The sequence below is a fragment of the Azonexus sp. genome (assembly GCF_041909095.1).
In the GTDB taxonomy this organism is placed as follows: domain Bacteria; phylum Pseudomonadota; class Gammaproteobacteria; order Burkholderiales; family Rhodocyclaceae; genus Azonexus.
Window position 1 is genome coordinate 164,752 of sequence record NZ_JAYREB010000006.1, and the last position, 25,630, is coordinate 190,381.

Consider the following 25,630-nt stretch of genomic DNA (forward strand, 5'->3'; position numbering starts at 1 on the left):
GCTCTCCTCAAGGGGCGACGATATGCGGTTCGGCGAGATAGGCACGCGAGTTCATCTCGGTCAACCGGCTCACCGTGCGCTTGAACTCGCTGGCCTGCGTACCCTCGGTGTACAAATCATCGGCGGCGCAGTCGGCGGTGGCGATCAGCTTGACCTTGTTGTCGTAGAAGACATCCACCAGCCAGGTGAAACGACGCGCTTCCGAGGCCTGGTGCACGGTCATCTTCGGGATGCCGGAAAGCAGGACCGTGTGGTAGCCGCGCGAAATTTCCAGGTAGTCGTTCTGCGAGCGCGGGCCGCCGCACAAAGTGCGGAAGTCGAACCAGATGACGCCGTTGCCGCGACGCAAGGTGGCGATCTGGCGGTCGAGAACTTCGATCTGCCCGCCCTCCTCGCCGTCCTCGCCGGCGACCATGCGGAAGTAGTCGAGCATCTTGCGCTCCGCCGCGTCATCGGCCGGATGGTGGTAGATCTCGACCTGCTCCAGCGCGCGCAGGCGGTAATCGACACCGGCATCGACCTCGAACACATCGAGATGTTTCTTGAGCAGGGCGATCGCCGGCAGAAAACTCTCGCGGTGCAGGCCGTTGGGATAGAGCATGTCCGGCGGGTAGTTCGAGGTCATCACCAGGATCACACCATGGCTGAACAAGCCTTCGAGCAGGCGGCCAAGGATCATCGCGTCGGCGATGTCGGAGACGTGGAATTCGTCGAAACAGAGCAGGCGGACGTCCTGGGCGATCGCCGCGGCCAGCTTCAGCATCGGGTCGGGCTCGCCCTTATACTTGTCGAGGTCGCGATGGATCTGCTGCATGAAGGAGTGGAAATGCAGACGCTTCTTGCGCCGATACGGCACCGAGGCATAGAAACAATCCATCAGGAAGCTCTTGCCGCGCCCGACGCCGCCCCAGAAATACACACCGCGCGGCGGCTTAGGCGGCTTCAGCAGCCGCTTGATCGTGCTGCCCCGGTCCACCTTGAAGGAAAGCAGGTTGCCATAGAGCGACTGCAAGGCCTGCGCCGCCCTCCGCTGCGCCGCATCGGCGACATAGCCGCGCTCGGCAAGCAACTCATCATAGGCGTCAAGCATGCCGGTAGCGGAGACTTTCAGTTTCTTGTGGGGCATCGTCGGCTGTCGTTGTTATCGGGTCCGCTATTTTCGCAAATATTGACCAGGTTCTGCAGCGCTTGAGAGGAGGCCTGCAAAAACCAGCCATTCGTCATCACCCTGTCACCCCCCGCCTCTGAAATGACGACTGCGCATTTATCCGGCAGATCGATCATGGAACTTCTCGTCACGCTCGCGGTTTTCTATCATCTGGCGGCCCTGTTCGCCTCCTTGAGCGGTGTTTTCCTGGCGCTTTGCCGTCTGCGGGGCATGGCGGTGGAACGCCCGTTGATCCTGAACGGCGAAGCCCATTTGTGGTTTTCCGGTTCGCTGATCATCGCACTCGGTGTCGCCATGAAGGGCCTGCCCTACTTTGATAATCCGAAGCTGTGGGTGAAGGTGATCCTGATCGTGCTGTGGAGCTTCAACTCCTGGCTGCTGCGCCGCTACGGCGGCAATGGACTGGATCGGCGGCGCATGGCGATGTTTGCCGTCTCGCTTGGTTCGCTGTTTTACGGCAGTTTTCTCGGCGTCGCCAAGCCGCTGGCCTACGGCGTCGCGCCGTTCTGGAGCCTGCTGGCCGGTTACGCCGCCTGCCTCGTGCTGACCTGGCTGCTTCTGCAACGCTCGCGCCACTGGCCGTTGGCGCCGCGACTTCACTTGCCGTAAAGAAGCGTCACGCCGGATACGCCAGGCAAACCGATTCCGGCACCTGCAAGACATCCTGTCTGCCCAGGAAAATTGCACGCCAGAAATACAACACCATAAAATTTCTCTCGTTACGAACGATGACAAAAAAATAGCCCACCGATACAATAATGACGTACAACTAAAACACCGGCCGCCAACTTGAACCTGCTGCGCCACCTGACCATCGCCTTGATCGCCGCTGCTGCGACAGTCGCCCATGCCGCCGACCATGCGGCAGAACAGAACGGCCTTGGCCCTACCCTGCTGCGCCAGGATCCGAGTGGCGTTGTCGTCGCCCAGACGGTCACGCCGATCGGCCGCGAGTTTTATGACGGATTCGTCGCCGCGTGGCGAGAAAAGGATGGCGACAGCCGTTTCTCGATTGCCATTGCCGAACACCCCAGCGCCCGCTGGGGCAGCCAGATTTTCGTCAATTACGGCAACCGCCGTCTGTTTCAGGCTTTCCTGCCAGCCAACCGGGTACGCGTCCGCGAGGTAGCTGGCATGGCAGCCGACATCGTATTCCAGCGCATTATCGAATCGCAGGTTGCACAGTTGTTTGGTGACGCCGACCTGGCCAAGGACGAATTTTGAAAGGGGACCCCGTGAGACATTTTCATAACGGCACGCTGCACAGCCTGTGCTTGAGCGCTTTTCTGAGTTGCCTGCTGGCAACTCCAGCCACCGCGACCGAACAGGTTTACGTACCGGTCAATCCATCTTTTGGCGGCAGCCCGCTGAACGGTAGCGTCCTGCTCAGTTCGGCACAGGCGCAGAACCGCTTCAAGGAGGAAAGCAGCAGCGCCACAGGCCAGCAAAGCGCGCTCGAACAATTCAACGACAGCCTGCAGCGCGCCATTCTCAGCCGTGTCGCCTCGGCTGTCTCGTCCAATGTCGTCGGCAATAACGGGCAACTGGTTCCCGGAACGGTAGAAACCACCGACTTCCGGATTCTCATCAGCGATCTGGGCGGCGGAAGGTTGCAGATCACTACCACCGACAAGGCCACCGGCCAAACGACCATGTTCGAGGTCAGCCAGTAACAGCGAGTAACACCCCATTCAACGTTTCCCGGAGATCACTGAAATGAAATTCCAGCCCACCCTCATTGCGCTGTCCATCGCCGCCTTCTTCGCCCAACCGGCGATAGCCGACATCTACTCCTACCAGGAAGGTCAGTTCAACCAACTCAACGCCGAACAGATTGCTTCCGATAGTTCTCGTCTGCAAGTCTCTCAGGTGGGAGACAGCCAGTCCGTCACCGCCTCCCAGCAATACGCTAATGAAAGTACACTCAACCTGAACCAGAGTGGCAGCGGCAACAGCGCCTACATCATCCAATCCGGTGAATCAAACACCCTCGAAGTCGATCAGACCAACTCTTACAACGCTTTGCTCAACATCAATCAAGGCGGTATTGGCAACATCGCGGAAATTTCGAGCGAAAACGCCACTGGCGCCGGTGGTTATGCCCCAACTGCTTACAGCAGCTATTGGTTCGGCAACCCCAACACGATCTCGCAATGGGGCTATTACGGGTTGGCAACGATCAACCAGAAATATACTTACGATTCGAGTGCCGGCATTTATCAGGAAGGCAATTTCAACCGAGCACAAGTCAATCAGGACAGCACCTCCTGGAGCCAGGCCAACATCAATCAATATGGCGGAGACAACAATCTTGCCCAGATTGATCAATTTGGCGGCTCCTGGGTTTCGGCCAACATTTCCCAATACTGGTCGTTTCAAAATGCCGCGAACATCTGGCAACAGGGTAATTCCTGGGATGCCAACGTGAGCGCAAGCATCTCCCAGTCCGGTTACATGCAAAATGCGAGCATCAACCAGAACTTCAATTCTTCGACCACAGCCAACGCCAACCAATCCGGTGACTACCAGCAGGCGGCGATCAATCAGGAGGGCAACAGCGGCGCGTACGTCAACTCCTCATATTGGTGGGGGGGTTCGTGGCAGGAATTCCGTTACACCCAAGCCGACATCAACCAGTACGGCTGGGGCAATCAGGCGACTATCAACCAGTATTACAATCAGGGCAGTGCCGCACAAATAAGCCAGCAAGGCAATAACAATTACGCCAACATCTGGCAGGCCAATAACGTTGGCGGCATGATCGAAAGCTATTTCTGCTATAACTGCACCACCTATGGTGTCGCCATCACCCAATATGGCGATGGCAACTATGCAGCAGCCTACCAATACAACACAACAGCTGCCAGCGCCTCTATCCAGCAAGGGGTCAGCGATTGGTGGTGGTACAACCCAGGCTTCGAAAACCAGGCCATTGTCGAGCAATACTATGGCGAAAACATGCGTGCGACCGTCCAACAGAACGGTGAATTCAACCTCGCCATGATTCACCAAACCGGCAACTGGAATGAAGCGGCCATCACACAGGATGGCTACAACAACCGCGCCGACATCTGGCAGAGCGGCACGGGCTGGAACAACTGGGACCGCAACTACGCCAGCATCACGCAGTCCGGCTCCAATTTCTATGCCTCGGTGTACCAAAATGGTGCCGGCAACTCGGTTTCCATCACCCAGCGCTGATTTTCATCAACCTCACGCTCCGCCGCCCCGGCGGAGCGGATAAACCTCTTCCGAACGAATCATGCGCCTGCCCACCCTTTTTCTTGTCACCGCTTGCTGCGCCGCCATCGCCGGGTGTGCCAGTTCCAATCCGGCCGCCACTCGTAGCCCGGCTTCGCTGGCACCGCCCACTCATGTTTCCCGTGATCTGACGAACCTGCCCGAGCCGCGCGGCAAGATTCCCGTCGCGATCTACGGTTTCCGTGACCAGACGGGTCAGTACAAGCCTTCGCCGGACAGTTCCTTCTCGACCTCGGTGACGCAGGGGGCGGCGTCGATGCTGATCAAGGCGGTCCGTGATTCTCGCTGGTTCATCCCGGTGGAGCGGGAAAACCTGCAGAACCTGCTGACCGAGCGCAAGATCGTCCGAGCCCTGGAGCAACCGCAGGACAAGGCAGCACCCGGCCAGCAAATTCCGCCGCTGATGCCGGCCAACCTGATCCTCGAAGGTTCGATCATCGGTTTCGAGAGCAACGTCAAGACAGGCGGGGCGGGGATCCGTTATTTCGGCATCGGCATCTCGGATTCCTACCGCGTTGATCAGGTCACGGTCAATCTGCGCGCGGTCGATATCCGGACCGGGCAGATCGTGGAAAGCGTCACAACGACGAAAACCGTCTATTCAATCCAGCTTGATGGCGGTGGCTACCGCTTCATTTCCCTGAAACGCCTCCTCGAATTCGAAGCCGGCTTCACCGAAAACGAACCCGTACAATTGTGCGTCCGGGAGGCCATCGAAACCGGCCTGGTTCATCTGATCGTTCAGGGAATTCGCGACAAGTCCTGGGTATTGCGTGACGAAGCCGAGATCCAGTCACCGCTGATCCAGTCTTACCTGAAGGCGTTTGACGAGCAGTTGCAGATGACGCCGCAGGAATACGCCGCAAAGGATCTGCCGCAAACGACAACGGCATCCACTTCCGGCTCGCTGAACGATGGCATTCGCGAACATGTTCGCTGAAATGAGCGTGCAACAGGCCGTGGGCTGCCTCCTGATCGCCGCCAATGCGATCTCGGCAGCTCACGCCGGCGACCTCCTCCCGGAAGCGCGCTATGCCGATCTCCTGCCGGAAAGTGCATTGCGGGCAAATAGCGCACAATTCGGGACTGCCAACCTTGCCAGCATCGAACAATCCGGCAATCGCAATAGCCTGAACCTGCTCCAGCATGGCAATGCTCAGGTGACATCGCTCAGTCAATCGGGGCTCGACAACCGAATCGCCCTCAGGCAGGCAGGAATGGAAAACGAAATACTCGCCAGCCAGTCCGGTCTCGACAATCGGGCCAGCGTTGATCAACGGGGCGAGCGCAATCGGGTTGAACTCGAACAAGCAGGCCGCAGCAACGAAGCTGCCATCACCCAGGTCGGGCAAGCCAATTTCACCGAAGTGACCCAACTTGGCGAGCGGGGCAAGGTCAACCTGACGGTTACCGGGGACCACCGCGTGGTCCGGGTGACGCAGTGGTGACCATGCGGATCAGGCTGAAGCAAGCCTGATTACCGCAGGAATCGGCAAAAGGAAAGGGGCCACCTGGCCCCTTTCCTTGTTTCGGGATACCCCGTCGCTTAGAAGTGCAGCGAGCGCTTGTCGCAAGCCAGAGCTGCTTCGTGCACGATTTCCGACAGGGTCGGGTGGGCGTGGCAGATGCGGCCGAGGTCTTCGGAGGCGCCGGCGAATTCCATCGTGACGACGGCTTCGGCGATCAGTTCGGAAGCGCTGTTGCCGATGATGTGCACGCCGAGGATGCGGTCGGTCTTGGCGCAAGCCAGGACCTTGACGAAGCCGCTGGCATCGCCATTACCCAGAGCACGGCCGCTGGCCATGAACGGCACCTTGCCCGGCTTGTAGGCGATGCCTTCAGCCTTGAGCTGCTGTTCGGTCTTGCCGACCCAGGCGATTTCCGGGTGGGTGTAAACCACGCCCGGGATGGTGTCGAAGTTGCAATGACCGGCCTGACCGGCGATCAGCTCGGCAACCATGACGCCCTCTTCCGAGGCCTTGTGCGCCAGCATCGGACCGCGGACGACGTCGCCGACCGCCCAGACGTTGGGCAGGTTGGTCTGACAATGGCCGTTGACTTCGACCTGGCCGCGCTCGTTCAGCTTGAGGCCGACGGCGTCGCCGTTCAGACCGTCGGTGTTCGGGATGCGGCCGACCGAAACGATCAGTTTGTCGCATTCGAGCTTCTTGGCGCCGTCCTTGTCTTCGTACTCGACGGTGACACCCTTCTTGGCGACCGTGACCTTGCCCAGCTTGATGCCGGTGGTGATCTTCAGGCCCTGCTTGGTAAACAGCTTGAGCGCTTCCTTGGCGATGTCCTGGTCGGCGAACGGCAGGAAATCGGGCGCGGCTTCGAGCACGGTGACGTCGGTACCGAGACGGCGCCAGACCGAGCCCATTTCCAGACCGATGACGCCGGCGCCGATGACGCCCAGGCGCTTCGGCGCGGCGTCGAAATCGAGTGCGCCAACGTTGTCGCAGATCACCTTGTTATCGACCGGGATACCGTCGAGGTGACGCGGCTTGGAGCCGGTAGCGATGATCACGTGCTTGGCCAGGACGTCTTCCTCGCCAACCTTGACCTTGTACAGATCGCCTTCCTTGCCGGCAAAGCTGGCGTGGCCGTTGAGGCCGGTGACCTTGTTCTTCTTGAACAGACCACGGATGCCGCCGGTGAGCTGGGTGACGATGGTGTTCTTGCGGCCGACCATGGTACCGACGTCAATGCTGACGCCCTTGGCCGAGATGCCGTGCATGGCGAAGGAGTGATTGGCTTCTTCGTAGAGTTCCGAGGAGCGCAGCAGCGCCTTCGACGGGATGCAGCCGACGTTCAGGCAGGTGCCGCCGAGGCGGGGTTCGCCCTTGGGATCAGCGTAGGCGTTGGATTCGGCACAGGCGGTGTTGAAGCCGAGCTGAGCAGCGCGGATGGCGGCAACATAGCCGCCGGGGCCACCGCCGATAACGAGCACGTCAAATTGCTTGGACATGGATCAACCTTTCAGAATTCAGATGTGCAAAGGCGCCAGCGCCCGTGCGGGAACACTGGCGCCGGCGATGCTGGCTTAGACGTTGAGCAGCAGGCGGGCCGGATCTTCCAGCGCTTCCTTCATGGTCACCAGACCGAGGACGGCTTCGCGGCCGTCGATGATGCGGTGATCGTAGGACATGGCGAGGTAGTTCATCGGCCGCACGACAACCTGGCCGTTTTCGACGACGGCGCGGTCCTTGGTGGCGTGGATGCCGAGGATTGCCGACTGCGGCGGGTTGATGATCGGGGTGGACATCATCGAACCGAAGATGCCACCGTTGGAGATCGAGAAGGTACCGCCGGTCAGTTCTTCGATCGACAGCTTGCCGTCCTTGGCCTTGTTGCCAAACTCGGCGATCTTCTTCTCGATGTCGGCGATCGACATCTGGTCGGCGTTGCGGATGATCGGCACGACCAGACCGCGCGGCGAACCGACAGCGATGCCGATGTCGATGTAGCCGTGGTAGACGATGTCGTTACCGTCGACCGAGGCGTTCAGGATCGGGAACTTCTGCAGGGCTGCAACGGCGGCCTTGACGAAGAAGCCCATGAAGCCGAGGCGAACGCCGTGGGTCTTCTCGAACTTTTCGCCGTACTGCTTGCGCAGCGCCATGACCGGGGCCATGTTCACTTCGTTGAAGGTGGTCAGGATGGCGTTGGTCTGTTGCGACTGCAGCAGACGCTCGGCGATGCGGGCACGCAGGCGGGTCATCGGCACGCGCTCTTCGGCGCGGTCGCCGAGGGCAACGCCGGTCGGCGGCACCGGCAGCGAAGCAGCGGCCGACTTGGCGGCAGCCACCGGGCCGGACGGCGCGGCAGCCTTCGGCTGGGCGGCGACGGCGTCTTCCTTGGTGACGCGACCGCCACGACCGGAACCGGCGACGTCAGCGGCAGCGATGCCCTTCTCGTCAAGGATCTTGCGCGCGGCCGGGCTGGCGGTGCCAGCCGGGGCAGCGGCAGCCGGCGCCGGGGCGGCGGCCGGGGCAGCAGCCTTCGGGGCTTCGGCAGCCGGGGCGACCGCACCGGCGGTAGCGGCGGTGTCGATCCTGGCGATCAGTTCACCAGAGACGACGGTGTCGCCATCGCCCTTGACGATCTCGACCAGAACGCCGGCGGCCGGCGACGGGACTTCGAGGACGACCTTGTCGGTTTCGATGTCGATCAGGATTTCGTCGCGGCCGACCGCTTCGCCAATCTTCTTCTTCCAGGATGCCAGCGTGCCTTCGGCAACGGACTCGGACAGTTGCGGAACTTGGACTTCGATAATGCTCATGGGTGACTCCACTCTGCTTTCGTTATTAGTAGTCGATCTTGCCCAGCGCGGACTCGACCAATGCTTTCTGCTGTTCGTTGTGCTTGGCCAGATAACCCACCGCCGGCGACGGCGAGGCGGGACGCGCAACCAGCAGCAGCTTCTGCTTGGCGTCGAGGCCACTGTCCAGATGATGGCGCGAGGCGAACCAGTACCAGGCACCCTGGTTGCGCGGTTCTTCCTGCGCCCAGACGATTTCCGTCGCCTTCGGATACTTGGCCAGTTCCCTGGCCAGCGAATCCGAGGGGAACGGATAAAGCTGTTCGATGCGGACGATGGCGATATCCTTGATCTGCTTCTCACGACGTGCGTTGACCAGGTCGTAGTAGACCTTGCCGCAGCACAGCACAACACGCTTGACCTTCTTGGCGTCGATCTCATCGACTTCGCCGATGACGCGCTGGAATTCGCCATTGGCCAGTTCGTCAAGCGACGAAGCAGCATCCTTGTGGCGCAGCAGCGATTTCGGCGACATCACGACCAGGGGTTTGCGCTGCATGCGCACGGCCTGCCGGCGCAGCATGTGGAAAACCTGGGCGGCCGTGGTCGGGACGCAAACTTCCATGTTCATTTCGGCGCACTGGTTCATGAAGCGCTCGAGGCGGGCCGACGAGTGCTCCGGCCCCTGACCTTCGTAGCCATGCGGCAGTAGCATGACCAGACCGCAGGCGCGGCCCCACTTGGCTTCGCCGGAGGTGATGAACTGGTCGATGACAACCTGGGCGCCATTGACGAAGTCGCCGAACTGGGCTTCCCAGATCACGAGTTCGTACGGGTTGGCCGAGGCGTAGCCGTAGTCGAAGGCAAGCACCGCTTCTTCGGAGAGCACCGAGTCGTAGCACTGGAAACCGGCCTGCTTTTCCTGCAGGTTCTTCAGCGGATGGTAGGTACCTGCATCCCAGCTGGTGCGGTTCTGATCGTGGAAGGCTGCATGACGGTGGAAGAAGGTACCGCGACCGACATCCTCACCCGAGATGCGCACGCCGTAGCCGGAAACCAGCAGCGAGGCGTAGGCCAGGTTCTCGGCCATGCCCCAGTCGACTGGCAGCTTGCCTTCGCCCATCGCCGCACGATCCTCGACGATCTTCTTGACCCGCGAATGCAACGTGAAGCCTTCCGGCATCGTCGCCAGACGTTGCGCCAGACGCTGCAGTTCCGCCTTCGGCACCGTGGTGTCGCAGGTTTCGATGTAGTCCTTGGTCAGGAACGGCGTCCAGTCGATCGTCATCGGGTGCTTGTAGCCGGCCAGCACCGGGTTGTAGAGCAGTTCGCCCTTGTCCAGGTGAGCACGGTATTCGGCGATCATCTGGTCCGGACCGTCGGCCGGCAGCGTGCCTTCGGCAATCAGCTTGTCGCCGTAGAGTTTGCGCGTCCCCGGATGCTTGCTGATGATCTTGTACATCAGCGGCTGCGTGACCATCGGCTCGTCCTGCTCGTTGTGGCCGAGCTTGCGGAAGCAGATGATGTCGACGACGACATCCTTCTGGAAGTTCTGACGGTACTCGATCGCCAGCTGGGTAACCAGCGCGACGGCTTCCGGATCGTCACCGTTGACGTGGAAGATCGGCGCATCGACCATCTTGAAGATGTCGGTACAGTAGTGACCGGAGCGGTAGTCACGCGGATCGGAGGTGGTGAAGCCGACCTGGTTGTTGACGACGATGTGCAGCACGCCGCCAACACCGTAGCCACGGGTCTGCGAAAAGTTCAGCATTTCCTGGTTGACGCCCTGACCGGCGACGGCGGCATCGCCGTGCACCAGGATGGGCAGCACCTTGGACTTGCTGCCTTCGCCGCGCCGGACTTGGCGCGCATAGACCGAACCGGCAACGACCGGGTTGACGATTTCCAGGTGCGACGGGTTAAAGGCCAGCGTCAGGTGGCAGGGGCCGCCCGGGGTGGCAACGTCAGAGGAGTAACCGAGGTGATACTTGACGTCGCCGGCGGTGAGATCACTCTTCTTCTTGCCTTCGAATTCGGCGAAGAGCATCGACGGCGCCTTGCCCAGGGTATTGACCAGGACGTTCAGGCGGCCGCGGTGCGCCATGCCGACAACCACTTCGTCAACGCCGTTGGCGCCGCCGGTGCGGATCGCCTCGTCCATGGCGACGATCAGCGATTCGCCGCCCTCGAGCGAGAAGCGCTTCTGGCCGACGTACTTGGTATGCAGGTAGCGTTCGAGGGTTTCGGCAGCGGTCAGGCGCTCGAGGAGGCGCTTCTTCTGCTCGGCCGTGTAGGACGGACGGGAACGCATGCCTTCCAGCCTCTCCTGGAGCCAGCGCTTTTCGTCGTAGTCGGTCATGTACATGTACTCGACGCCGATCGTGCCGCAATAGGTCTGCTTCAGCGTTTCGAGGATGTCGCTGAGCTTGGCGTTTTCCGGCAGGCCCTTGAGCGAACCGACGTTGAAGGTCTGCTTCAGGTCGGCATCGGTGAAGCCGTAGAAGGACGGCTCCAGTTCGTCGAGCTTGGGTCGCGGCAGGCGCTTGAGCGGGTCGAGATCGGCCCAGCGGGTACCGAGCGAACGGTAGGCGGTGACCAGCTGGCCGACGGCAGATTGCTTGCGATGCTCGGCCGACGACGACGCCGGCGCGCCATGCTTGAAGCCGCCCTCCTTCGCCAGTTCGGCAAAGGCGGCAACGACCGGCGCATGGGCCACGTCACGGGCGACAAAGCCCGGCATCTGGGCCAGGCGATCGAAATAATCCCGCCATTCCGGCGCAACGGAAGTCGGATCGTTCAGGTAGCTTTCATATACTTCTTCGACAAAGGGTGCGTTACCGCCAAAGTAAAGCGTGCTGTCGAACTTGTCATTCATCGTAGTCATAAGCGTCCCCTGTATGGGTTTTATTTTCCTGCGGCACGCATTGCTGCGCACCGGTGATGCTCCGCATGTAAAAAAGGGCGGCCCGCAAGCCGCCCGTTTATTGTATTAGCCGCGCTGGGCAAGCGGTACCACGTCGCGCTTGGCTGCACCGACGTACAGTTGCCGCGGACGGCCGATCTTGTATTCCGGATCGGAGATCATTTCTTCCCACTGCGTCATCCAGCCAACCGAACGGGCCAGCGCAAAGATGCAGGTGAACATTTCGGTCGGGATGCCGATCGCCTTCTGGACGATGCCGGAGTAGAAGTCGACGTTCGGATAGAGCTTCTTCTCGACGAAGTATTCGTCTTCCAGCGCGATCTTTTCCAGTTCCATCGCCAGCTTGAACAGGCGATCGTTTTCCAGACCCAGCTCCGACAGCACTTCGTTGCACACCTTGCGCATCAGCTTGGCGCGCGGGTCGAAGTTCTTGTAGACGCGGTGACCGAAGCCCATCAGCTTGAAGGAATCGTTCTTGTCCTTGGCACGCTTGATGTACTCGCCGACGCGCGAAACGTCGCCGATTTCTTCCAGCATCTGCAGGCAGGCTTCGTTCGCACCGCCGTGCGCCGGCCCCCACAGGCAGGCGATACCGGCCGAGATGCAGGCAAACGGGTTGGCACCCGACGAACCGGCCAGACGCACCGTCGAGGTCGAGGCGTTCTGTTCGTGATCGGCGTGCAGCGTGAAGATGACGTCCAGCGCGTTGACCAGCACCGGGTTCGGCACGTACTTCTCGCACGGCGTGCCGAACATCATGCGCATGAAGTTGGCGGTGTAGTCCAGATCGTTGTCCGGGTACATGAACGGCATGCCGCGGTTGTACTTGTAGGCCATCGCAACGATCGTCGGCAGCTTGGCGACGATGCGGTTGAAGCTGATGTTGCGGTGCTCGGCATCCGAGTAGTCCATCGCTTCGTGGTAGAAGGCGGACAGCGCACCGACCACACCAACCATGACGGCCATCGGGTGGGCATCACGACGGAAGCCATTGAAGAAGCGGGTGAGCTGGTCGTGCACCATCGTGTGCTTCTTGATGGTGTTTTCGAAATTGACCTTCTGGGCAGCATCCGGCAGTTCACCGTTCTTCAGCAGGTAAGCAACTTCCAGGAAGTTGCAGTTTTCGGCCAGTTGCTCGATCGGGTAACCGCGATACAGCAGCTCGCCCTTGTCACCGTCGATGAAGGTGATCCTGGAGCGGCAGCTCGCCGTCGACAGGAAGCCGGAGTCGTAGGTGAACAGCCCGGTCTTGCCACCGAGGCTGCGGATGTCAACGCAATCGTTGCCATGCGTCGGAGACATGATCGGGAAATCGACGGGCGCTTGTCCGTCGATGCTCAGGGTTGCCTTGCGTTCGGTCGTCATGGTTTTTCCCTTGTCAGGTGTTGGTTATCACTGCACTGCCAAAATCGGGCCAATGTCACAAAATAGCGCATCAACCTTACTTAAGACTTACTTAATACCACTGTAAGTTTCTGTTAACTCTCACGTATCGCCGCCAGAATCGGCAGATAACGCGGATCCTCGGACTCCGCCTGACCACTGATCAGATACCAGAGATCGTGGTCTTCCATGTCGGCCATTTCAACGAACACCTGCTGCTGCTCTTCCGATAGCTTGGCGAACCCGTTATCCAGGAAACGCGTCAGCGCGATATCGAGTTCAAGCAGGGCGCGGCGGATGCAACGCCAACGCAGGCGTTCGTAGTCGGCTCTTTCCATCAGACGGCGCGGCGAACCATCATGTCCTTGATCTTGCCGATTGCCTTGGTCGGGTTGAGACCCTTCGGGCAAACGTCAACGCAGTTCATGATGGTGTGGCAACGGAACAGGCGGTACGGGTCATCGAGGTTGTCGAGACGCTCGTTGGTTGCCTGGTCACGGGTATCGGCGATGAAGCGGTAAGCCGCCAGCAGACCGGCCGGGCCGACGAACTTGTCCGGGTTCCACCAGAACGACGGACACGACGTCGAGCAGCAGGCGCACAGGATGCACTCGTAGAGACCGTTCAGCTCTTCGCGATCATCCGGCGACTGCAGGCGCTCGCGCTCCGGCGGCGGATCGTTGTTGATCAGGTAGGGCTTGATCGAGTGGTACTGCTTGAAGAACTGGGTCATGTCGACGATCAGGTCGCGGATGACCGGCAGGGCAGGCAGCGGACGCAGGACGATCGGCTGCTTCAGTTCGTCGATGTCGGTCAGGCAGGCCAGACCGTTCTTGCCGTTGATGTTCATCGCGTCGGAACCACAGACGCCTTCACGGCAGGAACGACGGTAGGACAGCGTGTCGTCCTTCGCCTTCAGCTTGGTCAGGGCGTCAAGCAGCTTGCGGTCGGTCGGCTCGAGTTCAACCGAGATGTCCTGCATGTAGGGCGCGTCGTCCTTGTCCGGATCGTAGCGGTAGATGCTGAATTGAACCGTACGTTTGCTCATCTTCTTCTCCGTTAGTACGAACGCGTCTTCAGCGCGATCGGTTCGACGGTCAGCGGCTGCATGGTGACCGGCTTGTAGGTGATCGAGTTGTCCACCGGATTGAACAGCGTATGCTTGAGCCACTCGGCATCATTACGGCCGTTCGGGAATTCCGGGGTATCCGGCGCGTCGTCGCGGACGTGGGCGCCGCGCGACTCCTTGCGCGCTTCGGCAGAAATCATCGTTGCCTTGGCGACTTCGATCAGGTTTTCCATCTCGAGCGCTTCGGTACGGGCCGTGTTCCAGGCCATCGACTTGTCCTTGATTTCCAGTGCGCGGGCCGCCTTCTCGACTTCGAGAATCTTCTCGACGCCGGACTTGAGCAGATCGCCGAAGCGGAACACGCCGGCGTGGTTCTGCATCGTGCGCTGCATGGCGAGACGGGTTTCGTGCACGTTGGCACCGCCCTTGCGGTTGTCGATCGCGGCGATGCGGGACAAGGACTGTTCGGCGGCGTCCTTCGGCAGGTCGCGGTGCGCCTGACCGGCCTTGAGATCTTCCACAGCGGAATCGCCAGCCGACTTGCCGAAGACCAGCAGGTCAAGCAGCGAGTTGGTGCCGAGACGGTTGGCACCGTGCACCGAGGCACAGGCGCATTCACCGGCAGCGTAGAAGCCGGGAACAACGGTGTTGTAGTCGCCGTTCTGCGGCACGACAACCCGACCGGAGAAATGCGTCGGGATACCGCCCATCTGGTAGTGGCAGGTCGGCACGACCGGCAGCGGTTCCTTGATGCAATCGACGCCGGCAAACTGCAGGCCGATTTCGCGGATACCCGGCAGGCGCTTCATGATCGTCGCCGGATCAAGGTGGGTGATGTCGAGCAGGACGTAGTCCTTATTGACGCCACAACCACGGCCTTCGTTGATTTCGGTGGTCATGGCGCGGGAAACCACGTCGCGCGACGCCAGATCCTTGGCATTCGGCGCGTAGCGCTCCATGAAGCGTTCCTTGTTGGCGTTGCGCAGGATACCGCCTTCACCACGCACACCTTCGGTGATCAGCACACCGGCGCCGGCGACACCGGTCGGGTGGAACTGCCAGAATTCCATGTCTTCGAGCGGGATGCCGGCACGCGCCGCCATGCCCAGGCCGTCACCGGTGTTGATGAAGGCGTTGGTCGAGGAGTAGTAGATACGGCCGGCGCCACCGGTCGCGAAGATGGTGGCGCGGGTGTGGAAGATGACGACCTGGCCGGTTTCCATTTCCATTGCCGTGACGCCGACGACATGACCATCCGCGTCGCGGATCAGGTCGAGCGCCATCCATTCGACGAAGAACTGGGTGTTGGCCTTGACGTTGCGCTGGTACATCGCGTGCAGCATGGCGTGACCGGTACGGTCAGCCGCAGCGCAGGAGCGACGCACCGGCTTTTCGCCGAAGTTCGACATGTGACCGCCGAACGGACGCTGGTAGATCTTGCCGTCGTCGGTGCGGTCGAAGGGCATGCCGTAGTGCTCAAGCTCGACCACGCATTCGTTGGCCTTGCGCACCATGAATTCGATCGCGTCCTGGTCGCCGAGCCAGTCGGAACCCTTGACAGTGTCGTACATGTGCCAGTGCCAGTGATCTTCCTCGGAGTTGCCGAGCGAAGCGGCAACACCACCCTGAGCGGCAACGGTGTGCGAACGGGTCGGAAAGACCTTGGACAGGACGGCCGTCTTCAGGCCGGCTTCGGACAACTGGATTGCGGAACGCAGACCGGCACCGCCGGCACCAACGATGACCGCATCGAATTTCAGAACAGGAATACTCACGCTTACAGCCTCCAGAGAATCGCAGCAGCCCACGCGGTGTAGCCCACCAGCGCGGCAATGGTCAGGACATGCAGGGTCAGGCGCAGGCCGACCGGCTTGACGTAGTCCATCCAGATGTCACGCACGCCGATCCAGGCGTGGTAAAAAAGACTGGCGAAGAACAGGAAGGTGAAGAACTTGATGACGCCATTGGCGAACACCGCCTGCCAGGCCTCGAACGTCGACGGACGGAACACCAGCAGCACAACCGCCAGGATGATCGAATAGACCGCCATGATGACTGCCGTCGCACGCTGGGCGATCCAGTCCTTGAGGCCGTAATGGGCACCGACAACAATACGGTTGATCACAGCAGAACCCCCCAGAGAATGATGCTCAGCGGAATGCTGACAGCGAACACGGCAGCGGCGGACTTGCGCGCCGGCGCCTTATCGACCCCGACATGCACATCCATCAGCAGGAAGCGGATGCCGGCACAGAAGTGGTGAGCATAAGCCCAGATCAAGCCAGCAAGGATCACCTTGACCGGCCAGGCGGCAGCCAGCCCCTGAAAGACTGCAAAGGTTTCCGGCGACGTCACGCTGGCCTGAAACAACCAGAGAATAACCGGCAGCATCAGGAACAAGCCCAGGCCGCTGACCCGGTGAAAAATGGAAACCTTGCCCGGAAGCGGCAAGCTGTAACTGCGCAGCGAAGCCAGGTCCAGATTCCTCGGACGCTGCTTCTTCTTAATCATCATCTCTGCCATGAAGATCTTCCCTCGCGAAGAGTGCGGATTCCCGCTTGTAGGTGGTTCGAAAAAGAGCCGTAATTATACAGTCAAACCTGCCCCAAAACGCCAGTTGGCGGCCTTTGCAGCAGACTGAAGGATCACCCCAGTTCGTTGTGGTAATAATGATTTCTCGTGCAATACAAGCCCTTGCGCCATTCCACAGGGCGATTTCCATAGGTGTAAGCCGTCCGCTCCACCTGTAACAAAGGCTCGCCAACCCGGACATCGAGCAGGGCAGCACACTCCTCGTCGGCTGCCACGGCACGCAGATGTTCCTCGGCGCTGATCATGCGCACCCCGAAGTCACTCTCCAGCAAACTGTAGAGAGAGCGCTCACCGGCGCGTAACAGCTCAAGGGTCAAGCCCGGGAAGGCTTCGGCGGGCAGGAAGATCTGATCAAAAATCACCTTCTCACCCGCAAAGCGCAGGATACGCTTGACGTGCAGCACCGGACTGGCCGGCGCCATGCCAAACACCGCCGCCACGTCGGGTGCCGCTTCGACCACCTGGCAAAAAAAAGGCTCGCTGACCGAAGGCACGGCAATTCCGTCATTCGGCAACAGACGCAGGAAACGATAGTAGGCACGCGGATCGTTGTGCGTGGATACGAAAGTCCCCTTGCCCTGGCGGCGCACCAGCATGTTCTCCGCCGCCATCTCGTCGATGGCCTTGCGCACGGTACCCTGGCTGACATTGAAACGCTGCGCCAGCTCACCCTCACTCGGAATCACGTCACCCGGACGCCACTCGCCACGCTCCAGACAACCGATCAGGAAATCCTTGATCTGGCGGTACAACGGGCTGAAAGTCGGCGCAGCGGGGCGCGCAACGGAACGCAGGGTCTCACGGGTCATGGGCCCAGATTTCAGCACAAATCAACCCCAACGTCCACCAAAAGTTGTCTTATATAAGACACATGAATCATTTGACACAACCCGGGCGAACTTCTAACATCCAACGTTCCGTAAGCCAGTACCGACGCAAGGAATAATGCGGCTCGCGGAACCAACGAATAAGTCAACCAAGCTGCTTTATTTCAGGAGCGATACATGTCCAAAGCCCCCATGCGCGTCGCCGTGACCGGCGCCGCCGGTCAGATCGGTTATAGCCTGCTGTTCCGCATTGCCTCGGGCGAGATGCTCGGCAAGGACCAGCCGGTCATCCTGCAACTGCTCGACCTGCCGCAAGCCCAGAAGGCCGTGCAAGGCGTGATGATGGAACTCGACGACTGCGCCTTCCCGCTGCTCGCCGGCATGATCGCCACCGATGACCCGAACGTCGCCTTCAAGGACGCCGACGTCTGCCTGCTGGTTGGTGCCCGTCCGCGCGGCCCCGGCATGGAGCGTGCCGACCTGCTGACCGCCAACGGCGCGATCTTCACCGTCCAGGGCAAGGCCATCGCCGAAAACGCCAAGGAAGACGTCCGCGTGCTGGTCGTCGGCAACCCCTGCAACACCAACGCCTACATTGCCCGCGCCGCGGCGATCAAGGTTGGCCGCACCAACCCGGCCAACTACCACGGCATGCTGCGCCTCGACCACAACCGTGCGCTGACCCAGCTGGCCCAGAAGTCCGGCCGTCCGGTCGCCTCGCTCAAGCAACTGGTCGTTTGGGGCAACCACTCGCCGTCGATGTACGCCGACTACCGCTTCGTCACCTCGAACGGCGACAGCGTCAAGAACATCATCAATGACGCCGCCTGGAACAACGACGTCTTCCTGCCGACCGTCGGCAAGCGCGGCGCCGCGATCATCGACGCCCGCGGCCTGTCGTCCGCCGCTTCCGCTGCCAACGCCGCGATCGACCACATCCGCGACTGGGTGCTCGGTTCCGACGAATGGGTCACGATGGGCATCCCGGCGCCGGCCGACAACGGCTACGGCATCCCGGAAGGCCTGGTCTTCGGTCTGCCGTGCGAGTGCAAGAACGGTTCCTTCACCCTGATCAAGGGCCTGGAAATCGACGAATACTCCAAGGGCAAGATCGCCATCACCCTGAAGGAACTGGAAGACGAACGCGCTGCCGTCGCCGGCATGCTGTAATCGTTTTTCGGCACCAACAGAAGGCCGCGGTAAAATACCGCGGCCTTTTTCATTTGTCCGACGATATCCCATGCGCCATCCCAAGCACGTCCTGTTCGCGGGCGAAAAGCCCTTCCCCATCCTGCCCGCCGTCGACCACTACGCCGGTTCGGAAAAGCTGATGCGCAAGGCCCTGCAGCTGCAACAGGAACTCGGACCGCTCTTCGACATCACCTGCGACTGCGAGGACGGCGCGCACGCCGGCGCCGAACGCGAACACGCCGCGATGGTGGCCGGCATCATCAACAGCACGGACAACCGTTTCAACCGCGTCGGCGCGCGCATCCACGACGTCACCCACAGCCACTGGCGCAGCGACCTGGAAATCCTGGTCGGCGGCGCCGGCAACCGGCTACCCTTCATCACCCTGCCCAAGCCCTGCGGCGTCGGCGATGTCCAGACGCAACTCGAAGCGCTGCGCGAGATCGAGCGCGCCAGCGGCGTCGAGCGGCGGATTCCGGTGCATGTGCTGATCGAAACCCACGGCGCGCTGCGCGAGGTCTGGGAAATCGCCGCCCTGCCCGGCGTCGAATCGCTCGACTTCGGCCTGATGGACTTCGTCTCCGGCCACCACGGGGCGATTCCCGGCAGCGCGATGAAGAGTCCCGGCCAGTTCGAACATCCGCTGGTCGCCCGCGCCAAGTGCGAGATCAGCGCCGCCGCGCTGGCCAGCGGCGTCGTTCCGGCGCACAACGTGACCACCGAACTGAAGGACATCGAAACCATCCGCAGCGACGCGCGGCGCGCCCGCCGCGAGTTCGGCTACCTGCGCATGTGGAGCATTCACCCGAACCAGATCCTGCCCATCGTCGAAGCGATGCGCCCCGACTTCTCCGAGGTCGAAGCCGCCACGGAAATCCTGGTCGCCGCCCAGGACAAGGACTGGGGCCCGATCCAGCATGCCGGCAAACTGCACGATCGCGCTTCCTACCGCTATTACTGGGAATTGCTCGAGCGTGCCCACGTCACCGGCATGGACCTGCCCGACGCCGCCCGGCAACGCTTCTTTGCCTGAACAACTGCCCATCCTCTACCGCGACGAGCACATCGTCGTCATTGACAAGCCAGCCAACCTGCTCGTCCATCGCTCGGAAATCGACCGCCACGAAACGCGCTTCGCGATCCAGCTACTACGCGACCAGATCGGGCAAAAGGTCTGGCCGGCGCATAGACTCGACCGCGGCACCTCAGGCGTGCTGCTGTTCGGCCTCAGCCCGGAAATCGCCAGCGTACTTGGCCGCCAGTTCGCCGACGGCAGCGTCGCCAAGCGCTATCTGGCGGTGGTCCGCGGCCATCCACCGGCAAGCGGCAGCATAGCCCACCCGCTGACCCGCCAACGCGACGACTACGAATTCCAGGGCGAACGCAGCAGTCAGGAAGCGCAAGCGGCGCTGACCCACTACCGGCGACTGGCGACGATCGAGTTGCCGGTCGCCGTCGATCGCTACCCGAGCAGCCGCTACGCGCTGCTCGAACTGACTCCGGTGACCGGGCGCAAGCACCAGTTGCGCCGCCATCTCAAGCACATCGCCCACCCGATCATCGGCGACGCAACTTACGGCAAGGGCCGGCACAACCGCTACTTCGCCGAGGCCTTCGGCTGCCACCGGCTGCTGCTGGCGTGCACCCGCCTCGCCTTCCGGCACCCGGTCGACGCGCGGGAAATCGTCATCGATGCCGCGCCGGACGGCGAGTTCGCCGCCCTGTTCGAACGCTTCGGCTGGCCTGCGGCTCAGTAGCCGATCGAGTTTTCCAGCGCTTCCTGGCGCTCGATGTCGTGTTCGAGCTGGACCAGGTCGCGGCCCAGCGCGTCGCGCGCCGACACCATGCCGATCGCCCGCCCGTCTGCATCGACCACCGGCACATGGCGGAAGCCCCCATCGGCCATCAGCAGCAAGGCATGCGCCAGCGGCTTGTTGGCGCCAATGCACTGCGGATCGCGCACCATCACCGTGGCAAGTGTCGTCCTGTCGGGATCGAGCGCGCCAGCCAGCACCTTGTTCAGCGCGTCGCGCTCGGTGAAGATGCCGACAGTCCGTTCGCCGTCGACGATCAGCAGGGCGCCGATCCTTTTACTCGCCATCAACTGGCAGGCAACACGTACCGTGGTTTGCGGCGCCGCCGTCACCAGCGGACGGTCGGCAATGATTTCCAGCAAGGGGCGTGCAGTCATTTCGGGTCTCCTCATCGTTATGGGTCCGGGACATCGCGTCGCCGGCCGGCACTTGGCCACTGCCAGTCTGCCGCTGCCATATTGAGATTTTATGAAGCCGACCGCAAGCCGCTCAGGGCTTCAGTTCGTAGACCACACGGACGCGGGCGTCGGCCCGGCTCAACTCGACGAAGCCGATGCCACCGGGGCGTGCCGCCACCCATTTGATGACCTCTTCTGAGTTATCGAGGCGCGGCGGCGCCTGCATGCGCCCGGTGAAAATCTGCCGCGACCAGTAGGCGTTGATTTCGGAAACATCCTTGCCGACCAGCAGGCGATAGAACTGGGCGCGCTGCGGATTGCTGTCGACGAGATCGACCGGCTGCACCTCGGTGCCATTGAAAAACTGGCGATTGCGCCCGAAAAAGATGTTGATCACTTCGTTGCGCGTCATCGCCGCCACCCCACTGCGCGCGTTAACGACGACGACCAGTTCGGCCGTCGCCACCGCGCTGCCCAGACAGAGCGCGCCTATCAGCAGGAATCTCAGCCAGCGTCCGATCATGCGCTCAGAAAACAAAGTCCAGACTCAGCGAAAAGACGTTCATCCGCCCGTCCCATTTCGCCCGATCTTCACGTCGGTAAGGAAAGAGCGACGACGCCGAACCGCGCACCCCGTCCCATTGCGCCTTGAGCGCCACGTTGCGGGCGAGATCCCAGCGCACCCCGGCAAAAGCGGTATCCTGGTCGGAACGGGAATCCGCCATCACGTAATTCGCCACCGCGCTCGCCGTCAGTTGGCGCCGGTGCGAACGCACCGCCGAGTAACCCAGATAGGGCGTCCAGTCACCGAGCCGGTAACCGAACAGGAGATAGGCGGCGTCCGAACTTTCCAGGGCGCGCGAGCCCTGCTCGATGTGATTGACCATCAACTGCGCCTGCACCGGCCCCCGGTCATAGACCACGCCGAACGAGTAATAATGGGTTCGGGTTCCCTTCGCTTGCAGAAAATCGGCATCCGCCGCCGCCAGCACCATTCCTTTTCTTGCCAGCACCGGCGCCAGCGGCAGATCGTGCGCGAAGCGGATGTTGGCGTAGCTGCCGCGCAGCTGCCAGGGACCGGACTGGTACTCCAGATAGCCGCCAGCCATCGGCGAGTTGCTGATATCCCATTGTTCGCTGCTCAGCGGAATGCTGCCGCGCGACAGACCGTAAAACAACTTGCCGCGAACGATGCCCTCGCCAACCGGCAGGGTCAGCGCGACGTCGCCGCCATGGATGCTGTAGAAAGGCAGGTACCAGAAATAATCGCCAGGTGGCCGCACGGTCAGGAAGGAATAACCGACCCAGCGCGAATCGGCCAGCATGAAGAATTCGGTGCCCAGCCGCCCGACGCGCAGGCTCAGGTTCGGCGTCGGCTCGTACTTGACGAAGGCCCAGGCCAGTTGCGGCTGAAAGTTACGCTGCTGGCTGTAGCGACTGATCGCCTGCACCGCCACCAGCCACTGCGGCGACGCCTGCCAGTCGGCCTGCAGGCCGAGCACGCTGTCGGTCTTCGCCGTCCATTCGTCGGTCGCCCCGCGCGCCTGCGACAGGTCGCGGACAAACTCGACATCGTCGGTCGTCGTCCGCACCGCGCCCAGGGTACCAAAGCCACGCAGGCTGAAATTCCCGTCCTCTTCCGCCCGTAGACTGCCCGCGGCAAGCACCAGCGCACAGCCAGCCAGGAAAGCCACGACACATCGGCCGGCACCGGATCGATCACTGCGTTTCAGCATGAACATTTCTGGCGAAATCTCCCGGCCGGCTGACGGCCCGCTCGTTACTCGAGAACCCGGCGGCACGCCGCCGGACTGACCAAGCTCAAGCCTGGACGACCGCCGGCAGGGCGATCTGGTTGTCGGTACTGAATTGGTAATCCTTGAAGATGTGCTCGGCGCTCAACATCTGGTAGCTCCCGTCGGCCAGCTTGTGCGTGGTGTCCTTCAGGCGCCAGGTCAATTGACCGCAGGTCCAGATTTCAAAGTTGCGCATGTGCGTGCACAGACAGGTCTTGTCCATCACCTTGACCTTGCGCGCTTCCGGATGCAGCGCCACCTCGCGGTTGTAGGCGGTGATGTAGGAACACTTGCCGGCAGCGTCGAGCAGGTAACCGTAGGCTTCGCAGTTCGGCCGGATGCCGTCGCCGATGCCGGGGCTGGACTTGATCATGCGCATCGGGTAGCCGGTCGGCGAGATCTGGTTGACCTCGATGTCGTCCTCGGTCGCCTTGAAATACTCCTGCTTGGCCGCCGTCGGCAGGCCGCATTCCTCGGCCACCGTGAAGCGCGTCGCCACCTGGACGGCGGCAGCGCCGGCGTCGAGGAACTGCGCCGCGTCGGTGCCGGTGAAGATGCCGCCGGCCGGAATCACCGGAATATCGAGGTGTTCGTTCTTCAGGTACTGCATCACCTCGGCGACGATGGTCGCCAGGTCGTACTGCGCCCAATCCATGCCGAAGCCGAGGTGACCGCCGGCGAGCGGGCCCTCGACGACGACGAAATCGGGCAGGCGGTTGGTGCGCGAACTCTTCTTCAGGAACAACTGCAGGGCGCGCACGGAAGAAACGATGATGCCCAGCTTGGCATCGCGGAAGCGCGGGTGATCCTCGATCAGCGCGAAGGAACCGAGGTGCAGGCCGGCGGCCAGCGTGATGCCGTCGATGCCGGCGTCGAGCGCGGCCGACATGCGGACCTTGAGGGTCTCGCGCGGCGCGTTCATGGTCAGCTTTTCCATGCAGTTGATGAAGACCATGCCGCTGCCCTGCTTGCGCGTCATCGTCGCTTCGACGTGCAGGCGGGTCGCTTCTTCAAGACGGACGAGGTCGAACTTGACCGGCGACTTGTCCTCGTTGTTCACGTTGTACTTGTACAGCGCGAGCTTTTCCTTGACGTGCTTGGTGTCGTAACGGCGATCGGAAACGGTGTTGATCATCGCATCCGAGATATGGCCGACGCCACCAAGCCGGGCGGCCTCCAGTGCCAGGTCGGCGGTCGAAATATCGACCCCCATGCCGCCGATCATGATCGGAACCAGCTCGTGCTTGCCGAATCGCAAGCGGAAATCATCCACACGCTTCATCTTCATCCTTGGAAAAACCGCCCGTCACGATTCGTTCCCCTCGCTGACGGCTAAGCCCGTAATTTTACGCCAATGTCCCGGCGCCTGCTCGCCACCATCGGATAAATCAAAGAATCGACCACTGCCGCTTGGTAAAGTTGCCACGCTTTCCCCACCGGTATCCGCATCATGAGCTTCGCTTCCCATCCTCTCTGGCGGGTCGGCTTCCGCCCCTTCTTCCTCCTCGGCATGCTCGCTGGCGCCGTCCTGCCGATCACCTGGGCGCTGGTCTTCGGCGGCCATGCCGACCTCGCCGCCAGCCCGCTCGAGCCGCTGCGCTGGCACGCCCACGAGATGTTCTACGGTTTCGGCTGGGCGATTCTCGGCGGTTTCCTGCTCACCGCCAGCAAGAACTGGGTCAATGTGCGCGGCCACCACGGCGGCCGGCTGATTTTCCTCGCCGTCGCCTGGCTGCTCGAACGCACCACGCTGCTCTTTGGCGGCAACTGGCCGGTGGCGTTGCGCCTGTTCGGCGAACAGCTCTTTCTCGGCAGCATCGTCGTCCTGCTGCTGTGGACGCTGATCCGCCACCGCAACCAGGACAGCTACCGCGACAACCTCTTCTTCATCGTCCTGCTGCCGGCCTTCATCGTCGCCAAGACTTTGCTGCTGCACGGCGATTTCGCGGCCGGCACAACGATGACCCTGGCCCTGTTCCGGCTCGCTTTCCTGGTCATGCTCGAACGCACGCTGAGCCAGTTCATGCGCGCCGCCTTCCAGGTGGAAATCCGGCGGGACGCCCGGCTCGACTTGCCGATCAAGGGACTCGGCCTGCTGCTGGTGGCCGCCCCCTGCCTGCCCGGCGCGCTGGCTGCCGGCCTGGCGCTGGCGCTCGCCGCCCTGCTTCTGTTCCGCCTGCCCTCCTGGCAGCCGCAGCGCGCGCTGCGCCGGATCGACATCAGCATCATGTTCGTCGGCTACCTGGCGATCGCCGGCCAGCTGCTGCTTGCTGCCTGGGAACATTTCGCCGGCCCGGCCTGGGTCGGCACCCTGCCGACCCACCTGTTCACCTTCGGGGCGATGGGTTGCGTCATCCCGGCGATGATCGTCCGCATCGCCAAGGGACATACCGGGCGCAAGGTCAGTTTCGACGCCGCCGACCGCGGCGTCCTCTACCTGATGCTGGCGGCGCTGGCGATCCGCACCCTGCTGCCGCAACTAGCACCGTCGCACTACCTGCTCTGGATAGACGCCGCCGCCCTTTGCTGGCTGCTTGCCTTCGGCCTGCTCGCCTGGCGCTACGTGCCGCTCCTGCTGGCGCCGCGCATCGATGGCCGCGAACACTAATCAAAGCACGGCTTCAAACAGCTCCAGCTGCGGCGGGCCGAGGTAGAAATCGCGCGGCGACTGGCCGGCCTGCATGTGCGCCTTGCGGAAGGCGTCCGACTTCGTCCAGTCGGCAAAGGCCTGTTCCGATTCCCAGACCGTGTGCGAGGCGAACAGCGTGAACTGCTCGTTGCTGTCGCCGCGCAGCAGGTTGAAGGAGACGAAACCCGGCACCTCGTGCAGGTAGCTGTTGCGATTGCGCCAGTGGGCGACGAAATCGTCCTCCTTGCCGAGGGCGATGCGGAAACGGTTCATGGCGAGAAACATGCGGGACTCCGGTGGATGACGAAAGACTGC

General features: G+C 61.8%; 27 protein-coding genes. 10 read left to right on the forward strand and 17 right to left on the reverse strand.

Features of this window, described 5'->3' with window-relative positions; translation table 11 throughout:
- Positions 1-7: 7 nt before the first annotated feature.
- Together zapE and ACE3OV_RS12955 are read right to left on the reverse strand one after the other, a co-directional pair.
- A complete protein-coding gene (gene zapE, locus ACE3OV_RS12950; protein ID WP_374327647.1) occupies positions 8-1,126 on the reverse strand; it encodes a cell division protein ZapE in 1,119 nt (372 codons plus the stop codon).
- Entirely contained in the window at positions 1,108-1,284 is a 177-nt protein-coding gene (locus tag ACE3OV_RS12955; RefSeq protein WP_374327648.1) for a hypothetical protein, read from the reverse strand. Before ACE3OV_RS12955 ends, zapE begins: the two co-directional genes overlap by 19 nt.
- On the opposite strand from ACE3OV_RS12955, the gene ACE3OV_RS12960 reads away from it, so the two are divergent.
- From ACE3OV_RS12960 to ACE3OV_RS12985, 6 genes are all read left to right on the forward strand, one after another.
- On the forward strand, positions 1,283-1,777 hold the full coding sequence (locus ACE3OV_RS12960) for a hypothetical protein (RefSeq protein ID WP_374327649.1): 495 nt from the start codon (positions 1,283-1,285) through the stop codon (positions 1,775-1,777). The two genes, ACE3OV_RS12955 and ACE3OV_RS12960, sit on opposite strands and share 2 nt — an antisense overlap.
- Before the next feature lie 180 nt (positions 1,778-1,957).
- Positions 1,958-2,392: a CsgE family curli-type amyloid fiber assembly protein gene (locus tag ACE3OV_RS12965; protein ID WP_374327651.1), complete on the forward strand. Its 435-nt coding sequence runs from the start codon at positions 1,958-1,960 to the stop codon at positions 2,390-2,392.
- An 11-nt stretch (positions 2,393-2,403) separates the two neighbouring features.
- Positions 2,404-2,841: a curli assembly protein CsgF gene (locus tag ACE3OV_RS12970; RefSeq protein WP_374327652.1), complete on the forward strand. Its 438-nt coding sequence runs from the start codon at positions 2,404-2,406 to the stop codon at positions 2,839-2,841.
- Positions 2,842-2,884: 43 nt separating this feature from the next.
- Positions 2,885-4,369 (forward strand): hypothetical protein, encoded by a 1,485-nt coding sequence (locus ACE3OV_RS12975; protein WP_374327653.1) that lies wholly within the window; start codon positions 2,885-2,887, stop codon positions 4,367-4,369.
- Positions 4,370-4,430: 61 nt separating this feature from the next.
- Complete coding sequence (locus ACE3OV_RS12980; protein ID WP_374327654.1) at positions 4,431-5,369, forward strand: CsgG/HfaB family protein; 939 nt, start codon at positions 4,431-4,433, stop codon at positions 5,367-5,369.
- Complete coding sequence (locus ACE3OV_RS12985; protein WP_374327655.1) at positions 5,359-5,877, forward strand: hypothetical protein; 519 nt, start codon at positions 5,359-5,361, stop codon at positions 5,875-5,877. Before ACE3OV_RS12980 ends, ACE3OV_RS12985 begins: the two co-directional genes overlap by 11 nt.
- A gap of 98 nt (positions 5,878-5,975) precedes the next feature.
- On the opposite strand, the gene lpdA is transcribed toward ACE3OV_RS12985, so the two are convergent.
- The 10 genes from lpdA to ACE3OV_RS13035 form a co-directional block, all read right to left on the reverse strand.
- Entirely contained in the window at positions 5,976-7,397 is a 1,422-nt protein-coding gene (gene lpdA, locus ACE3OV_RS12990) for a dihydrolipoyl dehydrogenase (protein ID WP_374327657.1), read from the reverse strand.
- A gap of 75 nt (positions 7,398-7,472) precedes the next feature.
- Positions 7,473-8,711, reverse strand: coding sequence for a 2-oxoglutarate dehydrogenase complex dihydrolipoyllysine-residue succinyltransferase (odhB, locus tag ACE3OV_RS12995; protein ID WP_374327658.1), 1,239 nt, complete (start codon positions 8,709-8,711; stop codon positions 7,473-7,475).
- A gap of 25 nt (positions 8,712-8,736) precedes the next feature.
- Complete coding sequence (locus ACE3OV_RS13000; RefSeq protein WP_374327660.1) at positions 8,737-11,577, reverse strand: 2-oxoglutarate dehydrogenase E1 component; 2,841 nt, start codon at positions 11,575-11,577, stop codon at positions 8,737-8,739.
- A gap of 105 nt (positions 11,578-11,682) precedes the next feature.
- Complete coding sequence (gene gltA / locus ACE3OV_RS13005) at positions 11,683-12,981, reverse strand: citrate synthase (RefSeq protein WP_374327662.1); 1,299 nt, start codon at positions 12,979-12,981, stop codon at positions 11,683-11,685.
- A gap of 113 nt (positions 12,982-13,094) precedes the next feature.
- On the reverse strand, positions 13,095-13,337 hold the full coding sequence (locus ACE3OV_RS13010) for a succinate dehydrogenase assembly factor 2 (RefSeq protein ID WP_374327663.1): 243 nt from the start codon (positions 13,335-13,337) through the stop codon (positions 13,095-13,097).
- On the reverse strand, positions 13,337-14,047 hold the full coding sequence (locus ACE3OV_RS13015) for a succinate dehydrogenase iron-sulfur subunit (protein WP_374327664.1): 711 nt from the start codon (positions 14,045-14,047) through the stop codon (positions 13,337-13,339). Before ACE3OV_RS13015 ends, ACE3OV_RS13010 begins: the two co-directional genes overlap by 1 nt.
- Positions 14,048-14,058: 11 nt before the next feature.
- Entirely contained in the window at positions 14,059-15,843 is a 1,785-nt protein-coding gene (sdhA, locus tag ACE3OV_RS13020; protein WP_374327665.1) for a succinate dehydrogenase flavoprotein subunit, read from the reverse strand.
- 2 nt (positions 15,844-15,845) lie between these two features.
- On the reverse strand, positions 15,846-16,193 hold the full coding sequence (gene sdhD / locus ACE3OV_RS13025) for a succinate dehydrogenase, hydrophobic membrane anchor protein (RefSeq protein WP_374327666.1): 348 nt from the start codon (positions 16,191-16,193) through the stop codon (positions 15,846-15,848).
- The gene (sdhC, locus tag ACE3OV_RS13030) at positions 16,190-16,591 is read right to left on the reverse strand and encodes a succinate dehydrogenase, cytochrome b556 subunit (protein WP_374327667.1); all 402 of its coding nucleotides are present in this window, start codon (positions 16,589-16,591) and stop codon (positions 16,190-16,192) included. Before sdhC ends, sdhD begins: the two co-directional genes overlap by 4 nt.
- A gap of 122 nt (positions 16,592-16,713) precedes the next feature.
- A complete protein-coding gene (locus ACE3OV_RS13035; RefSeq protein WP_374327668.1) occupies positions 16,714-17,469 on the reverse strand; it encodes a GntR family transcriptional regulator in 756 nt (251 codons plus the stop codon).
- 195 nt (positions 17,470-17,664) lie between these two features.
- Between ACE3OV_RS13035 and ACE3OV_RS13040 the strand changes: the two genes are divergently transcribed.
- The 3 genes from ACE3OV_RS13040 to ACE3OV_RS13050 all read left to right on the forward strand — a co-directional run bounded on the left by ACE3OV_RS13040 (position 17,665) and on the right by ACE3OV_RS13050 (position 20,435).
- The gene (locus ACE3OV_RS13040; RefSeq protein ID WP_374327669.1) at positions 17,665-18,657 is read left to right on the forward strand and encodes a malate dehydrogenase; all 993 of its coding nucleotides are present in this window, start codon (positions 17,665-17,667) and stop codon (positions 18,655-18,657) included.
- Positions 18,658-18,727: 70 nt separating this feature from the next.
- Complete coding sequence (locus tag ACE3OV_RS13045; RefSeq protein ID WP_374327671.1) at positions 18,728-19,711, forward strand: CoA ester lyase; 984 nt, start codon at positions 18,728-18,730, stop codon at positions 19,709-19,711.
- Positions 19,704-20,435: a tRNA pseudouridine(65) synthase TruC gene (locus ACE3OV_RS13050; RefSeq protein WP_374327673.1), complete on the forward strand. Its 732-nt coding sequence runs from the start codon at positions 19,704-19,706 to the stop codon at positions 20,433-20,435. Before ACE3OV_RS13045 ends, ACE3OV_RS13050 begins: the two co-directional genes overlap by 8 nt.
- Here the strand turns inward: ACE3OV_RS13050 and ACE3OV_RS13055 are convergent.
- From ACE3OV_RS13055 to ACE3OV_RS13070, 4 genes are all read right to left on the reverse strand, one after another.
- Complete coding sequence (locus ACE3OV_RS13055; protein WP_374327674.1) at positions 20,429-20,869, reverse strand: CBS domain-containing protein; 441 nt, start codon at positions 20,867-20,869, stop codon at positions 20,429-20,431. The two genes, ACE3OV_RS13050 and ACE3OV_RS13055, sit on opposite strands and share 7 nt — an antisense overlap.
- A gap of 112 nt (positions 20,870-20,981) precedes the next feature.
- On the reverse strand, positions 20,982-21,413 hold the full coding sequence (locus ACE3OV_RS13060; protein ID WP_374327675.1) for a hypothetical protein: 432 nt from the start codon (positions 21,411-21,413) through the stop codon (positions 20,982-20,984).
- Between the two features lie 4 nt (positions 21,414-21,417).
- A complete protein-coding gene (locus ACE3OV_RS13065) occupies positions 21,418-22,584 on the reverse strand; it encodes a hypothetical protein (protein WP_374327677.1) in 1,167 nt (388 codons plus the stop codon).
- 127 nt (positions 22,585-22,711) lie between these two features.
- Complete coding sequence (locus tag ACE3OV_RS13070; protein WP_374327695.1) at positions 22,712-23,968, reverse strand: nitronate monooxygenase; 1,257 nt, start codon at positions 23,966-23,968, stop codon at positions 22,712-22,714.
- Positions 23,969-24,136: 168 nt separating this feature from the next.
- Here ACE3OV_RS13070 and ACE3OV_RS13075 point away from each other — a divergent pair, with 168 nt between their 5' ends.
- Positions 24,137-25,294, forward strand: a complete 1,158-nt coding sequence (locus ACE3OV_RS13075; protein ID WP_374327678.1) for an NnrS family protein — start codon at positions 24,137-24,139, stop codon at positions 25,292-25,294.
- Here the strand turns inward: ACE3OV_RS13075 and ACE3OV_RS13080 are convergent, their stop codons facing one another.
- A complete protein-coding gene (locus ACE3OV_RS13080; RefSeq protein ID WP_374327680.1) occupies positions 25,295-25,600 on the reverse strand; it encodes an antibiotic biosynthesis monooxygenase in 306 nt (101 codons plus the stop codon).
- Between the last annotated feature and the right edge of the window lie 30 nt (positions 25,601-25,630).

What these genes read in the sequence shown, in the direction of transcription:
- ACE3OV_RS13010 (WP_374327663.1), bottom strand. Translation starts at nt 13,337, where the DNA reads ATGGAAAGAGCCGACTACGAACGCCTGCGTTGGCGTTGCATCCGCCGC.
- ACE3OV_RS13035 (WP_374327668.1), bottom strand. Translation starts at nt 17,469, where the DNA reads ATGACCCGTGAGACCCTGCGTTCCGTTGCGCGCCCCGCTGCGCCGACT.
- ACE3OV_RS13015 (WP_374327664.1), bottom strand. Translation starts at nt 14,047, where the DNA reads ATGAGCAAACGTACGGTTCAATTCAGCATCTACCGCTACGATCCGGAC.
- ACE3OV_RS13045 (WP_374327671.1), top strand. Translation starts at nt 18,728, where the DNA reads ATGCGCCATCCCAAGCACGTCCTGTTCGCGGGCGAAAAGCCCTTCCCC.
- ACE3OV_RS12980 (WP_374327654.1), top strand. Translation starts at nt 4,431, where the DNA reads ATGCGCCTGCCCACCCTTTTTCTTGTCACCGCTTGCTGCGCCGCCATC.
- sdhC (WP_374327667.1), bottom strand. Translation starts at nt 16,591, where the DNA reads ATGGCAGAGATGATGATTAAGAAGAAGCAGCGTCCGAGGAATCTGGAC.
- ACE3OV_RS12955 (WP_374327648.1), bottom strand. Translation starts at nt 1,284, where the DNA reads ATGATCGATCTGCCGGATAAATGCGCAGTCGTCATTTCAGAGGCGGGG.
- ACE3OV_RS13070 (WP_374327695.1), bottom strand. Translation starts at nt 23,968, where the DNA reads ATGAAGCGTGTGGATGATTTCCGCTTGCGATTCGGCAAGCACGAGCTG.
- ACE3OV_RS13000 (WP_374327660.1), bottom strand. Translation starts at nt 11,577, where the DNA reads ATGACTACGATGAATGACAAGTTCGACAGCACGCTTTACTTTGGCGGT.
- lpdA (WP_374327657.1), bottom strand. Translation starts at nt 7,397, where the DNA reads ATGTCCAAGCAATTTGACGTGCTCGTTATCGGCGGTGGCCCCGGCGGC.
- ACE3OV_RS13080 (WP_374327680.1), bottom strand. Translation starts at nt 25,600, where the DNA reads ATGTTTCTCGCCATGAACCGTTTCCGCATCGCCCTCGGCAAGGAGGAC.
- ACE3OV_RS12960 (WP_374327649.1), top strand. Translation starts at nt 1,283, where the DNA reads ATGGAACTTCTCGTCACGCTCGCGGTTTTCTATCATCTGGCGGCCCTG.
- odhB (WP_374327658.1), bottom strand. Translation starts at nt 8,711, where the DNA reads ATGAGCATTATCGAAGTCCAAGTTCCGCAACTGTCCGAGTCCGTTGCC.
- ACE3OV_RS13075 (WP_374327678.1), top strand. Translation starts at nt 24,137, where the DNA reads ATGAGCTTCGCTTCCCATCCTCTCTGGCGGGTCGGCTTCCGCCCCTTC.
- gltA (WP_374327662.1), bottom strand. Translation starts at nt 12,981, where the DNA reads ATGACGACCGAACGCAAGGCAACCCTGAGCATCGACGGACAAGCGCCC.
- ACE3OV_RS13055 (WP_374327674.1), bottom strand. Translation starts at nt 20,869, where the DNA reads ATGACTGCACGCCCCTTGCTGGAAATCATTGCCGACCGTCCGCTGGTG.
- ACE3OV_RS12975 (WP_374327653.1), top strand. Translation starts at nt 2,885, where the DNA reads ATGAAATTCCAGCCCACCCTCATTGCGCTGTCCATCGCCGCCTTCTTC.
- ACE3OV_RS12985 (WP_374327655.1), top strand. Translation starts at nt 5,359, where the DNA reads ATGTTCGCTGAAATGAGCGTGCAACAGGCCGTGGGCTGCCTCCTGATC.
- ACE3OV_RS13060 (WP_374327675.1), bottom strand. Translation starts at nt 21,413, where the DNA reads ATGATCGGACGCTGGCTGAGATTCCTGCTGATAGGCGCGCTCTGTCTG.
- ACE3OV_RS13040 (WP_374327669.1), top strand. Translation starts at nt 17,665, where the DNA reads ATGTCCAAAGCCCCCATGCGCGTCGCCGTGACCGGCGCCGCCGGTCAG.
- zapE (WP_374327647.1), bottom strand. Translation starts at nt 1,126, where the DNA reads ATGCCCCACAAGAAACTGAAAGTCTCCGCTACCGGCATGCTTGACGCC.